The 14,089-nt window shown below is 46.3% G+C and carries 16 protein-coding genes; all 16 read right to left on the bottom strand.

Features of this window, described 5'->3' with window-relative positions:
- The gene (locus tag AABI08_RS02995; protein ID WP_338343808.1) at positions 1-1,020 is read right to left on the bottom strand and encodes a 5-oxoprolinase subunit C family protein; all 1,020 of its coding nucleotides are present in this window, start codon (positions 1,018-1,020) and stop codon (positions 1-3) included.
- Positions 1,013-1,732, bottom strand: a complete 720-nt coding sequence (gene pxpB / locus AABI08_RS02990; RefSeq protein WP_338343809.1) for a 5-oxoprolinase subunit PxpB — start codon at positions 1,730-1,732, stop codon at positions 1,013-1,015. The genes AABI08_RS02995 and pxpB overlap by 8 nt, the downstream gene beginning before the upstream one ends.
- 11 nt (positions 1,733-1,743) lie before the next feature.
- Entirely contained in the window at positions 1,744-2,970 is a 1,227-nt protein-coding gene (locus AABI08_RS02985; RefSeq protein WP_338343810.1) for an NRAMP family divalent metal transporter, read from the bottom strand.
- A gap of 20 nt (positions 2,971-2,990) precedes the next feature.
- Positions 2,991-3,740, bottom strand: coding sequence for a LamB/YcsF family protein (locus AABI08_RS02980; protein WP_338343811.1), 750 nt, complete (start codon positions 3,738-3,740; stop codon positions 2,991-2,993).
- A 10-nt stretch (positions 3,741-3,750) separates the two neighbouring features.
- The gene (locus tag AABI08_RS02975; RefSeq protein ID WP_338343812.1) at positions 3,751-4,521 is read right to left on the bottom strand and encodes a putative hydro-lyase; all 771 of its coding nucleotides are present in this window, start codon (positions 4,519-4,521) and stop codon (positions 3,751-3,753) included.
- Positions 4,522-5,865, bottom strand: coding sequence for an acetyl-CoA carboxylase biotin carboxylase subunit (locus tag AABI08_RS02970; RefSeq protein ID WP_338343813.1), 1,344 nt, complete (start codon positions 5,863-5,865; stop codon positions 4,522-4,524).
- The gene (locus AABI08_RS02965) at positions 5,865-6,266 is read right to left on the bottom strand and encodes an acetyl-CoA carboxylase biotin carboxyl carrier protein (protein ID WP_338343814.1); all 402 of its coding nucleotides are present in this window, start codon (positions 6,264-6,266) and stop codon (positions 5,865-5,867) included. Before AABI08_RS02965 ends, AABI08_RS02970 begins: the two co-directional genes overlap by 1 nt.
- A gap of 150 nt (positions 6,267-6,416) precedes the next feature.
- Complete coding sequence (hisC, locus tag AABI08_RS02960; protein WP_338343815.1) at positions 6,417-7,511, bottom strand: histidinol-phosphate transaminase; 1,095 nt, start codon at positions 7,509-7,511, stop codon at positions 6,417-6,419.
- A gap of 4 nt (positions 7,512-7,515) precedes the next feature.
- Positions 7,516-7,830, bottom strand: a complete 315-nt coding sequence (gene hisE / locus AABI08_RS02955) for a phosphoribosyl-ATP diphosphatase (protein WP_338343816.1) — start codon at positions 7,828-7,830, stop codon at positions 7,516-7,518.
- A gap of 50 nt (positions 7,831-7,880) precedes the next feature.
- Positions 7,881-8,252: a phosphoribosyl-AMP cyclohydrolase gene (gene hisI, locus AABI08_RS02950; RefSeq protein WP_338343817.1), complete on the bottom strand. Its 372-nt coding sequence runs from the start codon at positions 8,250-8,252 to the stop codon at positions 7,881-7,883.
- Positions 8,249-9,013 (bottom strand): imidazole glycerol phosphate synthase subunit HisF, encoded by a 765-nt coding sequence (gene hisF / locus AABI08_RS02945; protein WP_338343818.1) that lies wholly within the window; start codon positions 9,011-9,013, stop codon positions 8,249-8,251. Before hisF ends, hisI begins: the two co-directional genes overlap by 4 nt.
- Positions 8,973-9,725, bottom strand: a complete 753-nt coding sequence (gene hisA, locus AABI08_RS02940) for a 1-(5-phosphoribosyl)-5-[(5-phosphoribosylamino)methylideneamino]imidazole-4-carboxamide isomerase (RefSeq protein ID WP_338343819.1) — start codon at positions 9,723-9,725, stop codon at positions 8,973-8,975. Before hisA ends, hisF begins: the two co-directional genes overlap by 41 nt.
- Positions 9,722-10,339: an imidazole glycerol phosphate synthase subunit HisH gene (hisH, locus tag AABI08_RS02935; protein ID WP_338343820.1), complete on the bottom strand. Its 618-nt coding sequence runs from the start codon at positions 10,337-10,339 to the stop codon at positions 9,722-9,724. The genes hisA and hisH overlap by 4 nt, the downstream gene beginning before the upstream one ends.
- 16 nt (positions 10,340-10,355) lie before the next feature.
- Positions 10,356-10,946 carry an imidazoleglycerol-phosphate dehydratase HisB gene (gene hisB / locus AABI08_RS02930; protein ID WP_338343821.1) on the bottom strand — a complete coding sequence of 197 codons (591 nt, stop codon included), beginning with the start codon at positions 10,944-10,946 and terminating at the stop codon, positions 10,356-10,358.
- Positions 10,939-12,225: a histidinol dehydrogenase gene (hisD, locus tag AABI08_RS02925; RefSeq protein ID WP_338343822.1), complete on the bottom strand. Its 1,287-nt coding sequence runs from the start codon at positions 12,223-12,225 to the stop codon at positions 10,939-10,941. The genes hisB and hisD overlap by 8 nt, the downstream gene beginning before the upstream one ends.
- On the bottom strand, positions 12,222-13,838 hold the full coding sequence (gene hisG / locus AABI08_RS02920) for an ATP phosphoribosyltransferase (protein ID WP_338343823.1): 1,617 nt from the start codon (positions 13,836-13,838) through the stop codon (positions 12,222-12,224). Before hisG ends, hisD begins: the two co-directional genes overlap by 4 nt.
- Positions 13,839-14,089 lie beyond the last annotated feature (251 nt).

Genomic DNA, 14,089 nt, shown 5'->3' with positions numbered 1-14,089 from the left:
TTACTGCTGCTGGTATAGCAACTTAATTCTTTCGGCCATCATTCGACTTGGGGTCACTAAATGCCATAAGTGTGCGTCATAGATTTCTTGGATAGCATTCGCCTGGATTCGCAATTGTTCCCAAGCTGCCTCCAGTGAAACTTGTCGAAACTGCAAGGCTTTTTTAACGGGCCACTGGGCTAACACGCCTAAATCAGCAGCAATCACCTTGGCAATCACTGGATAGCCTCCGTGGGTTGCCCGGTCCGCCAGTAAAATAATTAATTTTCCATCTCTAGAAACTTGGATACCACCGTTCAAATTTGCTCCTGAAAGCAAATTTTCTGATTTAAACGAGAGCTCTGGGCCCTCAATTCGGTAGCCCATTCGATTAATATGCTGCCCAAGCTGATAGGGCGCCGTCACAAACTTGTGCCATTCTTTTGAATCAAACCACTCCTGCTCTGGTCCAGGAACAACGTCAATACTGTCTTGCTGAAGAAAACTAGAGGGAATGTCAATTTTTGTTTTGGTTAACCGACTATCAACCTGATCGATTTGTTCATAATCGGCAATACAAATTCGGTCACCCTTGGCTAACTGACGACCATGAAAACCACCTAAATTGACGGAAATACTTGTCGATTGTGAACCTAAAATGCTTGGTACCTGAACACCACCAGCGACTGCTAGATAGACAAACCGCCCCTCCAATAAGTGACGAAAGTTTAAAACGTCTCCTTTTTGAACGTAGACAGGACGGTCTTGCATTATCTCCTCACCATTTAGCGTTAGTTGTACTCGAGCACCAGTAACTGCCACTACCGTTGGGGCCGTGAATTCAACCACGCCACCAGTTATCGCAAACTCCACACTGGCCTTATTTTCACTCGGATGGTTGCCAACAAGGGCATTCCCATATTCATAAGCATAGGCGTCCATCGCACCCGAGTTTAAAAAACCTTCACCCTGGTGACCAATCCGCCCTTTATCTTGGACAGTTGCTAAGATACCGGGATCAACCATGATCATTTTATTCATCGGTCTTCTCCTTTGAAAAATAATCGTTTACACTCACGTTTTTTAGTTGGCGAAATTTTTGCTCATCGATTGATAAAAACTTAATGGCATCGCCTGCATGAAAGATAACCGTTGGCTGCTGTGAATCGAACATTTTTAAGGGCGTTTGCCCAATGATTTGCCAGCCACCCGGTGAAGTGACCGGGTAATAACCAGTCTGTTCGCCGCCAATGGCAATCGATCCGGCAGGAATTTCTAACCTGGGTGTTGCTTTACGAGCCGTGTGTAATCGAGGATCAAGGCCACCCAAAAATGAAAATCCAGGTAAGAAGCCAAGCATATAAATCCGATATTCACGATTAGCATGCAGGCTAATCACCTCATCCATTGAAAGGCCGTGAATGTCAGCCACTTCCTTTAAATCAAGACCAACTTTTTCGTTGTAAAGCACGGGAATTTCAAACACCGCTGTCGTGCGAACCGACTGATTTTGCGTTTTTAATATCAGTTCATGCGCTAAAATTTCTTTGAAATTAGCTAAGTCGATAACCAAGGGATCGAACATAAAGCTGACTTCACGATAAGCCGGTACGATATCCAAAATACCTGGAATATGCAGCGCTTCAATCCTTCTAGCAATGCTTAAGATACGTTCACTTACTTCTTCAGACATGATATTAGGAAATTCCAGATTAATACAGGTATCGCCGGCCATTTTTATTTTGGGTTCCATACAGCCTCCCTTTAAAATGTTGTTATCAGCGTTTCAACACCAGAAAAGGTCATGAAAGCAACGACAATCCAACCAAGAACACTGAGCAAAACTGGATGCTTATATGCCGCACCCATAATTTTCGTTTTGTTTGCACCAATCAAAAGAATGCCTAAGGCGACTGGCAAAATTAGCCCATTAACAGCCCCCACAATCACGAGAATTTGGGCTGGCTTACCAATCAAGTAGAAGAACAACGTTGAAAGAATAATAAAGGTGAGCACTAGGATTGGGCGTGCCTTTTCAAACTTTTGATTACCAGCGGCATCATTTGAATAGTTCAAGAAAGAAACAGAAGTAAAGGTCGACCCCAGAATTGACGTCATGCCGGCTGCAAACAACAATAAGCCAAAGAACTTAAAACCAAAATTACCGGCAGCGATTTTAAAGATATCGGCTGCGGGGTTCAGAGCGTTCAACTTATGGCCAGCCATCACCACTGCTAAGCCAGCGAGAAAGAGCATAATCCGGATAACGGATGCGATACCAATGCCCGTCAAGGCGCCTTCATTGACGTACTTCAACCCTTCTTTTCCGCGAACACCACCCTCTAATAAGCGGTGACCACCAGAAAATGAAATGTAGCCCCCAACTGTTCCACCAACAATTGTCACGATTGAATAAAAATCGATACTCGTTGGTGCAAAAGTGTGCGTTAAGGCACTGCTAACGGGCACGGTCGTGACCGAAAGAATGTAAATCAAAATGGCAATTTTAACGACTGCTAAAACTTGAACCGTGTGGTCCATCACCACAAGGGCGTTGCGGACCAAAAAAATAACGATGGCAAAAATGGCGGCCAACACAGCCCCATTTTCGGGCGAAATGCCAAACAGTACATTTAGTCCTAATCCGGCTCCGGCAACATTACCGATATTAAAGAAAAAGCCACCGACAACAATTAAAAAGGTTAAAAAGTAGCCAAGCCCTGGGAAAATCTCGTTGGCAATTTGCTGGGCATGTTTGCCAGAAACAGTGATAATTCGCCAAATATTCAATTGAACGATAACATCAATGACAATCGTTGCTAAAATCGCAAAACCAAAATTTGGTCCCAGCTTACTAGTAAAGGTAGCTGTTTGAGTTAAAAATCCTGGCCCAACAGCAGCCATGGCCATCACGAAGGCCGCTCCCATTGCTACTGAACGGGCGCTGCGCTTTTGTGGCGCTGTTTCATTTACAATCGCTTTACTTTCCATATCAATGCTCCGTTTTATCTTTATAGTTGACTAGTAATCGAAATTCCCTCTTTGGTTAATGCTTCTCGAATCTGTTTGACCAAGGAAATGGCCGCCTGGTTATCGCCATGCACGCAAATCGAATCGATGGCTGTGGGGATGACGTCACCGTTCACGGCGGTAATTGCTTGGTCTTGAATCATTTTGACTGCCCGTTTGGCAGCAACAGCCGGATCAGTAATCACCGCATTTGCTTGGCTACGCGAAACGAGCGACCCATCTGCTTCATAATTCCGGTCGGCAAAGGCTTCTTGCGCAAATTTCATCCCAGCGGCTTTGGCTGATTTGATTAATTCGCTGTTAGCTAAACCATAAATAACCGTTTGTTCATCAGCGGCTTTGATGCCAGCAACAACGGCATCCGCGACTTGGCGGTCCTTGGCGGCCAAATTATAGAGTGCGCCATGCGCTTTGACGTGGTGAAGTCGGTGTCCTGGCACAAAAGCAGCTAAAGCGCCAACCTGATATTGAACTAACGCCTCGATTTCTGCTGGTGCCATCTCAATTTTTCGGCGGCCAAATCCCTGCAAATCATGAAAACCTGGATGAGCTCCAATGGCCGTCTGATTTTTGAGTGCCAAGGCTACCGTGGTTTTCATCACCGTTGGGTCACCGGCATGGAAACCACAGGCGATATTGGCTGACGTAACCTGTTCTAGTACTTCTTCGTCAAGGCCTAACTTATACTTTCCAAAACTTTCGCCTAAGTCCGAATTTAAATCAATTTGCATCGCTTTCTCCTTAAATGATTAATTCACGGTTTGCTAAATCAGTGACCAGCATGTGACCCGGAGCATGAGTGATGGCCAGGTGTGGTTTCGTGTTCATGACCACTGCTTGAGGAGTCACACCACAAGCCCAGAAGACAGGGATTTCACCCTCTTTAATCGTGACGGTATCACCAAAATCCGGACTGTCTAAGTGAGTAATCCCAATTTCTTCTGGATGGCCGATTTGAATCGGAGCCCCATGCACGCTTGGAACCCGGCTAGTTACCTGAACCGCCTTGGTTACCTGGCTAGCAGGAATCGGCCGCATACTGACCACCATGTTGCCGGAAAACTGACCGGCACCTTCTAATGGAATATTGGTTTGATACATTGGCACATTCACTTTTTCTTCAATATGCCGAATTTCAATCCCAGCTTCCAGTAATAGGTCTTCGAATGAAAAGCTGCAACCAATCAAAAAACTGACAAAGTCATCTGACCAATACTTTTCAATTGATAGGGGCTCCTCGACTAAAACGCCATCTTGGTAAACCCGATACTTTGGGATATCTGTTGCGATATCCAGGTCATGGCCTAACCTTTTTAACCCACGTTGCCCCAATTCGCTCACTTCCAAGATTGGAATCGGCTTTGGATTACGTTGTGCTAACAATAAGAAATCATAGGCATCTTCTTTTGGTAAAATAATCAAATTTGCCTGCGAAAAGCCCGGACAGATGCCAGCCGTTGGATTGACATATTCCTGATTGCGGACCAAGTGACGAAATTCTGCTGGTGTCATTTACTTTTCTCCTTCCAGCTGCCGGTCAAGCCAATTGATATCCGTTCGACTATTCTCAGCAATAAAATCAGGATGATATAAGATTTTGCTTAACAGATCCAAATTCGTTTCAATACCCAGGATAACGGTCTCATCAATGGCCACTCGTAAACGCTTCAACGCACCTTCTCTTGAAAAATCAGTAGCAATGATTTTTAAAATCATGGCATCATAATTCGATGGCACTCGATAGCCCTGATAGATAGCCGTTTCAATGCGAATACCGAGACCGGCTGGTAGATGCAAGCCGGTAATTTCTCCAGCGCTTTTAGCAAGCACTCTGGCCTCGATTGCGACTACCGGCTGTTCATGGTGCGCAATAGTTTGAAGGTCCGTCCCAAAAGCCAATGCTAGTTGTGCACCAATCAGGTCAATTCCTTCCCTTTCCTCGGTCACGGCATGTTCCACTTGGATTCGAGTGTTCATTTCCATAAAATAATAGCGACCAGGGCCCTGATAAAGAAACTCGAAAGTCCCCGCACCGCGGTAGTTCATTTTTTCTGTGGCTTTTAATGCTAATGCAAACATTTCTTGACGCGTGCTTTCATCCAAATAAACGCTTGGTGCTTCTTCAATCATCTTTTGATGACGGTGCTGAATGGTACAATCGCGATCACCAAGCACCAATCCGTGACCATTGCCATCACCTAAAACTTGAATCTCAATATGACGAGGCCGGTCAACAAATTTTTCCAAATACATGCGTTTATCATTGGCGACGGCCAGCACCTCTTGCTGGGCCAGTTGAAATTCACTGGCAAAACTTTCTTCATTCTCAACAACCCGCATACCTTTGCCACCGCCACCACCGACCGCTTTGAGCATGACCGGATAACCAATTTCTTCTGCTTGCTTCAGACCCCGGGGTGCCTCGGTAAATGATTGATGGCTCCCTGCCACGATAGGGACGCCAATCCTGGTCATTTCCTGTCTTGCAGCTGATTTATTCCCCATCATGCGAATCGTTTTGGCGGTTGGTCCGATAAAAATAAAACCTTTTTCTTCGACAAGCTGCGCAAAATCAGCATTCTCTGATAACAAACCATATCCCGGGTGAATGGCCGTACAACCCGTAATTTCAGCCGCTGCTAAGATGGCATCCTGGTTCAAATAACTTTGAGAAAGACTGGCAGGGCCAACTTTAACGGCCTCATCGGCCATTGCGACATGTAAGGCATCATGATCAGGTTCGGCATAAACAGCCACCGTTTGTATCCCCAGTAATCGCGCTGCTCGAATAATGCGAACAGCGATTTCACCACGATTGGCGATCAAGATTTTATTCTTTCTTTTTTGATTTTCCATCACGGTACAATCCTAAACAAATTTTGGCCATATTCAATGGCGTCACCGTCAGCCACAAGAACCGCATCGATTCGACCATTGACCCCGGCTGTGATTTCAGTCATCATTTTCATGCTCTCGATAATGGCAACGACTGTTTCTGGCGTGACCCGATCACCAACATGGACAAACTTGTTTGATTCTGGTGATGGTGCTGAATAAAAAGTCCCAACAAGAGAAGAAGAAATAAACTGCTCGGCTGATGCAGTCGTTTCGGCACCCTTTGTTGGCTGACTAACGGTCACCTGTTGCCCTGGTTCTTTGCTGAGTTCAATTTCATAATCCTTATTTTTAAAGTGAAGATGGGTTAGATTGTTCTCAATTAACAAACTAACAAATGAATTAATGTCTGTATTGTTCATTGTTTTCCTCATCAATCTCATAATAGTCTCATTGTTATTTAACATATTAGATTTTAAAAATTGATTTTTCGTTATTTGGTTAGCTTTCATGACACAGATTAGAACCACTTTAGCGCTATTTTTCTCATATTTGTTCTAAAAAAACCGATATTAAACCGGCTTTTCTTCTTTATTTTCTTCTCTAATTTTAACCAACAATTGTCGCATTCGTTCATTATCGGCTGGCTGCCCCAGGGTAATTCGGACCCAACTTGGGCTTAAGCGCTGACTGATTTGCAATCCCTCTTTTAAGAAAGCCTGTCCATAAAGCTTTGAATCACCCACTTGAACCCATAAAAAGTTTGTTTGTGAAGGATAAAATTCAAACTGATTTTCTCGCAGAAAAGCTTCAAACTTGTTGCGTTCATCCTGAACCTTGGCAACCGTTTTTTGCAGGTAATCCTGATCCAAAACGCCAGCGGTGCCGGCCTCAATTTGAAAATCAGACAAGTTATAGGGCAAACGAACAGCATTCAATTTTTGGGCTAATGCTGCGTCCATCATGCCGTAACCAATCCGCAGGTTGGCCAGGCCATAGGCCTTCGATAAGGTGCGTAAGATGATGAGATTGGGATAATCCGACAGAAGTGGCACGACGGTATTGTCGCTTGTATCAGCAAAATCGATGTAAGCCTCATCAACGACTAAATAGACGGACTCTGGTAGCTGCTGCAAGAGTCCTTGAATGTCTGTGACGGATTCCAAAACGCCTGTCGGATTGTTGGGATTCGCCAACCAGACCATCGCTGTCTGGTCATCAACGGCCGCCAAAATACCCTCAAAGTCCACATGACCAGTGCTGGCATCAATGGCAATCGACTTTGTTTCTGATTGCTCAATTTGGGCATGAATGGCATATTCACCAAAGGTGGGCGCAGGGACAATGATGTTTTGTCCCGGTTCTAGCGCTAGCCGAGTTAACAATTGAATCAATTCATCGGCACCCACACCGAAAACCAACATTGCGGGATTGACTTGGTTTAATTTTGCCACCGCTTGCCGTAATTTTTGCGCGGAACCATCTGGATAATAGTTCAACCGGTCAAAGGTGACCGCCGCTAACGCTTCTTTGACTTTTGGTGTTGGGCCATACACCGATTCGTTGGCCGACAAGCGGGCCAACGTTTTCAATTGGTACTGGTCTTTAATGGCTTCCAGGGGTTGTTCTGCCTGATAGGCTTTTAATGCTGCAACTGATTTTTTCATAAGTTCACCGCCAATCTGATCGTTCGTGTAACTTGGATTTTTGGCCGACCCGCGAGCCCAGTTCTGCTTGAATGTCTGCTAAGCTAATCCCCTGATCAACCAATAGGACCATCAAGTGGAAAAACAGGTCAGCGGTCTCATACGTTAGTTCTGCTTGGCTGTTTTTGGCACCAACAATCACCTCGGTGCTTTCTTCGCCAACCTTCTTCAGAATTTTGTCTAGTCCTTTATCGTAGAGGTAAGCGGTATAAGACCCCTCTACTGGATTTTCTTTTCTTTCCAAAACTTGGTCATAGAGTTCTTGTATTGTTTGTTCCATTTTGTTTTCCTTTCAAACGAGTAGCGATAAACGACTTTGACGAGCTAGTTTCACGACTGACTGCCAACTGTGCCTTGGCTAAACTGATTTTCTAGTGATTCGACTGGATTGAAGAAACAGGAATAAGCATTAGTGTGGCAGGCTGGCCCTGCCGGTTCAACTTCAATTAAAACCGTATCTTGATCACAATCCAAGGTCATCGAAATCACTTTTTGGGTATTGCCCGAAGTTGCGCCCTTGTGCCAAAGTTCTTGCCATTCGCGCGACCAAAACCAGGTTTGGCGCGTCGCAATCGTCTTTTCATAGCTTTCCTGGTTCATATAGGCGAGCATCAGCACGGCCTTGGTCTTGGCATCAACGACAATTGCTGGAATTAAGCCGTTCTGATTTGCCTTATTAAAATCAGCTGTTACCTGGGTCATAGGCGAACCTCCACTTGCTTTTCTTTCAAATCTCGCTTCAAATCAGGAATGGCAATCTGGTTATAGTGAAAAACCGAAGCAGCCAAGGCTGCGTCAACGGAACCGTCCGCAAAGACATCGACAAAATCCTTGGTTGTGCCAGCCCCGCCAGAGGCAATAATCGGAACATCGACAGCTGCGGCTAATTGCTGATAGAGTCGCAAATCATAGCCCTTTTTTTGCCCATCAGCATCAATACTTGTCACCAATAATTCCCCAGCACCAGCCTGAACCAACTCTTGGGCCCATTTGATGGCGTCGAGTTCCGTTGGCTTAGTGCCACCCGCGACGTAAACTCGGTAAAATCCCTTGGCGGAATCCCACTTCGCATCGATCGCCCCGACCATTGCTTGGGCACCAAAGACTTGTGCCCCGGCCGTCACTAGACCTGGATCCTTGACGGCAGCCGAATTCAGAAAAATTTTGTCGGCACCCGCCTGAATCAAACTCGTCATCTCATCCACTGAGCGAATTCCCCCGCCAACCGTCAACGGAATAAAAATCTCTTTTGAAACCTGATCGACAACTGATTTCATCGTGGCCCGGCCTTCAATCGTGGCCGTGATATCTAAGAAGACCAGTTCATCGGCACCCATTTCTTGGTAACGCTTGGCCAGCGCAACGGGATCGCCAACAGCACGAATCTGATCAAAGGAAATCCCCTTGACGACTTGGCCGTTTTTAATATCCAAGGCTGGAATAATTCGTTTCGCTAAGCCCATCTTCTGCCTCCTTTAAATCAGCCAACGTCAAATCGCCGTCATATAGCGCGCGACCGACAATCATATCGACCAACCCATTTTCCTGTAGCGTTGCAATATCAGCCAACGTGCTGACACCACCACTGACAACAAAACGACTTGCTGGAAAATCTTTCTGTAATTGCTTTAGTAAGGCCACATTAGGACCCGAAAGCGTTCCGTCACGGCTAATATCGGTCACGATAAAGTTTGTCACTCCCAAGTTGGTCATGGCTGAAACAACTTCCGCAAAACTTTGTTGACTGGCCTCAATCCAGCCTGCCGTCTTCACCTGACCGTCTTGGCCATCAACACCGACCACAATTTTTTCCGGGCCAAAGCGAGTGACCGCTTCCTGCACCAATTCAGGATTTGTCACCGCAATCGATCCGAGAATCACCCGATTAATCCCTAATTGCAGGTAATCATCAATTTGCTGCAGGGTGCGAATCCCACCACCTAATTCAAGGAAAATATCGCTATTTTCTCGTAAGCGTCGAATCAAATCAGCGTTAACCGACAACCCCTTCTTGGCGCCATCCAAGTCAACCAAGTGAACCTGCCGCAGGCCTGCAGCTTCAATGGCCTGCAGTTGGGTAAGCGGGTCCTTTTCTACTACCATCTTTTTTTGGTAATCGCCTTGGTAGAGACGAACTGATTCACCGCCGAGCAGGTCAATCGCTGGAAAAATCATACGCCCACCACCATTTCTTGGAAACTTTGCCAAAGTGACAGCCCATCCAATCCTGATTTTTCAGGGTGGAACTGGACGCCAATCACATTTTTATTCACCACAATGCTTGGTACTGCAACCTGACCGTAAGGCACCGTTGCCGCAATATATTTTTTGTCAGTTACCACATAATAGCTGTGCACGAAATACGTATACTTATCGTCAATCGTCTTTGCCAACGGATTTTCCAACCGAACCTCGTTTTTATTCCAGCCCATTTGTGGCACCTTATAATTTTTTTGCTGGGGTAAGGCAACCACCTGACCTGGAATCAAACCCAAGCCTTCCGTTTCACCAAACTCTGTCGATGAATCAAACAAAAGCTGCATGCCCAAGCAAATGCCCAACAATGGGCGGCCTGATTTTGCATAGTCCTTAATTGGTTCTACTAATCCAGCTGCTTTGAGTTGGTCCATTGCCTTGGCAAAAGCTCCCACGCCCGGCACCACCAAGCCATCTGCGTTGGCAATGTCTGCCGGATCCTTTGAAATCTTGACCGACATACCCGTGTATTCAATGGCCTTGGCCACATTCAACACGTTACCAGCTCCATAATCAACAATCACAATCGTCATCTGATCCTCTTCTTTCTCAAATCGTCCCTTTGGTCGAATTGACACCCTTGATTTCCGGATTAATCGTCACGGCTTGGCGCATCGCCCGCCCCATGGCTTTAAACATGCTTTCAATTTTGTGGTGAGTGTTACGACCGTATAGCACTTCAATGTGGACATTGGCTCGTAACTGGTCGCTAAAGCCCTGCCAAAAGTCCTCCACGACTTCCGTTTCAAAGGTTCCAAGTCGTTGAGCTGTTAAATCAGCTTGGAAGACGAGGTATGAACGGCCAGATAAGTCAACCACCGCTCGGGTCAACGTTTCATCCATCGGCACAAATTGGGCACCATAACGTTCAATGCCAACCTTGTCCCCCAACGCTTCTGCAAAGGCCTGGCCCAAAGCAATACCGATATCTTCTGTCGTGTGGTGGCTATCGACTTCCAGATCACCCGTGGCCTTAATTTCAAGACCAAAGCGGCCATGCTTGGCAAACAAGTTAAGCATGTGGTCTAGGTAGCCAATCCCACTGGAAATTTTTGCCGGTCTTTGGTCGTCCAGGTCCAATTTCAGGCTAATTTGCGTTTCCTTTGTGTTGCGAATAATCGTTGCTTGTCGTTTAGTCATCTGCATTCACCCGACTTTCAATTGCTCGTGCGTGTCCTTCTAGTCCCTCTTCCCGTGCTAAGGCGGTTACAAATGGGGCATCTTTTACCAGTGCTTCTTGGCTGTATTCTAAGTATTGAATTTTCTTTTGAAAATCCCAAACCCCTAAGGCCGAAGAAAAACGAGCTGTTCCTCCGGTTGGCAAGATGTGGTTCGGTCCAGCGAGGTAATCTCCGAGCGGTTCAGAGGCTAAAGGTCCTAAAAAGACGGAACCAGCATTTTGAATTTGATCGAGATACGAACTTGGATTCTTCAATTGAATTTCCAAGTGCTCAGGGGCCAGCTTATTCATCATATCCAGCATTTCTTGGACCGTTTCTACCAGGTAAATCACACCATTGTTGGCAATTGATTGGCTGGCAATCTCGCGCCGAGGTAGTTTGGCCAATTGTGCATCGACCTCTTTCATCACCCCTTGTGCCAGGTCGGCCGAATTGGTCACGAGCATGGCTTGTGCCCGCACATCGTGCTCAGCCTGTGATAATAAATCAGCGGCCACATTCTTGGCATTCGCCGTCTCATCGGCCAATATTCCGATTTCTGAAGGGCCAGCAATCATGTCGATCGCCACTGTCCCATAGACCTGGCGTTTTGCCTCGGCGACATAGGCATTACCAGGTCCCGTAATTTTATCGACTTGCGGAATCGTTTCAGTTCCAAATGCCAACGCTGCAATGGCCTGGGCACCACCGATTTGGTAAATTTCATCAACACCAGCAATCGAGGCAGCCACGAGGACCGCCGGATTAATTCCCTTCGCTTGTGGTGGCGTCACCATTACAATTTGGTTGACGCCGGCAATCTTAGCTGGAATGGCATTCATCAAAACAGAAGATGGATAGGCAGCCGTCCCACCTGGAACATAAATTCCAACGGCAGCTAGTGGTGTCACCTTGGTACCCCGAATCACACCCGGACGACTTTTGTCTTCAAAGGACCGAGCCCGTTCCAACTGATGAAAGGACCGAATATTTTCGGCGGCTTCTTTCAACGCCGTGACGACCTTTTCGTCAACTTGATCAAAGGCGGCTTGAATCTCAGCCGCTGGCACCCGGAGGTCGTTTAGTTGAACCCGGTCAAAGGCTTGGCTATACTCCTTTAACGCTTGATCGCCCTTTTTTTGGACCGTGGCAATGATATCTTGAACTTGCTGCGTCAAAACTTCATCCTGTCGATTCGTATCTGACCGCTGTCTCAATTCGGCTAAGGCTGCTGGTGTCATTTTTTCAATAATTTTCATTCTTTTACCTCTTCTTTCGGTGCAACTAAGTTTGCTAAGCGTTTAATAACGGTCGTCAACTCATCTTGGTACTGAAGTAAGGAGCCCTTACGAACCAAGAAGTGAGTCGCTACCGGACCAACTCGATCAAAAATTTGTAAGTGGTTCTCAACCAATGTTCGACCGGTTTGGGTGATATCAATAATGGCATCAGCCAGTCCGGTAATCGGTCCTAATTCAACAGACCCTTCGAGCTTGATTAATTCAACATCCTCGCCTTGATCGTGGAAGTATTGACTGGCTAACTTGGGATATTTTGTGGCGATGCGGAGCCGGCTGATTTTTTCTGGTTCAAAATCCTCGCAGGCGGCCAAGACGAACTCTGCCTTCCCGGTTTGCAAATCCAACACGTCATAATGATTTTGTCCCTGTTCGGCAATCGTGTCCGAACCAACAATGCCGACGTCGCCAATCCCTTGGTCCAAGTACTTCACCACGTCGTTCGCCTTTACTAGGATAAAACGGTAACGGTTATCGACTGTGTCGAAGACTAATTTACGCGCCGGATTGTCCAATTGACTCGTATCAACACCGGCCTTTTTCAGTAATGGGCGCACATCCTGCTCAACCCGTCCCTTGGCCAAAACGACAACAATCGGATCTTGAGCTGATAAGGAAGACAAATCGCGTTGTCGATCTGCTAAGACCGTTTCAACCTTCAGAGCCATGCCCATGGCCGGAACCGTTTCTTGGTCGGCTTTTGAAAGCAATCGGTCGTAGCGTCCCCCAGAAAAGAGATAGTCACCTAGACTTGGGACAAAACCACGAATAATGGTGCCGGTGTAATACGGTTGCGGTGAAACGGCGGCCAGGTCGACCGTCACTGCCACATCCGGATAGTGGCGGTGTGTGTAATTCGCCAACCGGACCCAATCGTCCATGATTTCTTTCACAGCCGGAATTCGTCGGAGCTTTTCCATGGCCGATTCACCATTCTCGCCAAATGCCAGTGGCCAGTCGGCTAATTCGGCTGGAAAATCAGGAATCAGCGCCTTTAATTTCTCGAATTGAGAAATATTCTTTTCCTCAATCGCCTGCTTCATTTCGCTGCGGATTCGGTCGTCCAAATCAAATTGCTCTAAAATCAAGTCAATCAACCGGGCATCACTGAGGACAACTTGTACATCCAGAATGCCAAAGCGCTGGGCAAAGGCTAACATCGTTTCTAAGGCTTCAATTTCTGCCTCGAAGCTTTGCTCACCAATAATTTCGATCCCGGCCTGTGTTTCCTGGTTGTAATCACCCGATAGATTAACGATTTGGTGGAAGACATCGCCGAGGTAGTACAAGCGGGTCACGGTTGACGTTGTTTGGTTAGCCGCGAGAAAGCGGGCAATTGGTAAGGTCAAATCAGGCCGTAGAACTAATTTTTCACCCATGTGGTCAAACAGATGGAAAACCTTTTTCTCCTGATACTGGTCAAAGACACTCTCCTGCTCAATCAGCGGTGTGCTGACGGGGATGTAGCCTTGATTGTTCAAAACACTGATAATTGTCTGTTCAATCGCCTGCTTTTCTTTCAGCGTTTCACCATATTCATCGCGCGATCCAGCAGCTAACATCTTTTTGTTCATCGTTTGTACCCTTTCTGATTTGTTCAACCAACTAAAAAAACGCCCAAACAAACTCGAATCGAGTTTGTAAGGACGTTTTCACGTGTTCCCACCTACATTCCACTTTTTGCTTACGCAAAAAGTGCTCAGTAACCTTCTAACAAAGGTCTGTTTGATATCGGAAACCACCGGGTTAGTTTTTGGACTAATCTGCTCGTTAGTGTGTTTTCATCTTGGTGCTGGCGCTCATCTCAATGCGTTAGCTTGAGCAC

Origin of the sequence: Fructobacillus evanidus (assembly GCF_963580165.1) — a bacterium.
In the GTDB taxonomy this organism is placed as follows: Bacteria; Bacillota; Bacilli; order Lactobacillales; family Lactobacillaceae; genus Fructobacillus; species Fructobacillus evanidus.
This window is presented reverse-complemented; position numbering and strand designations above follow the sequence as displayed.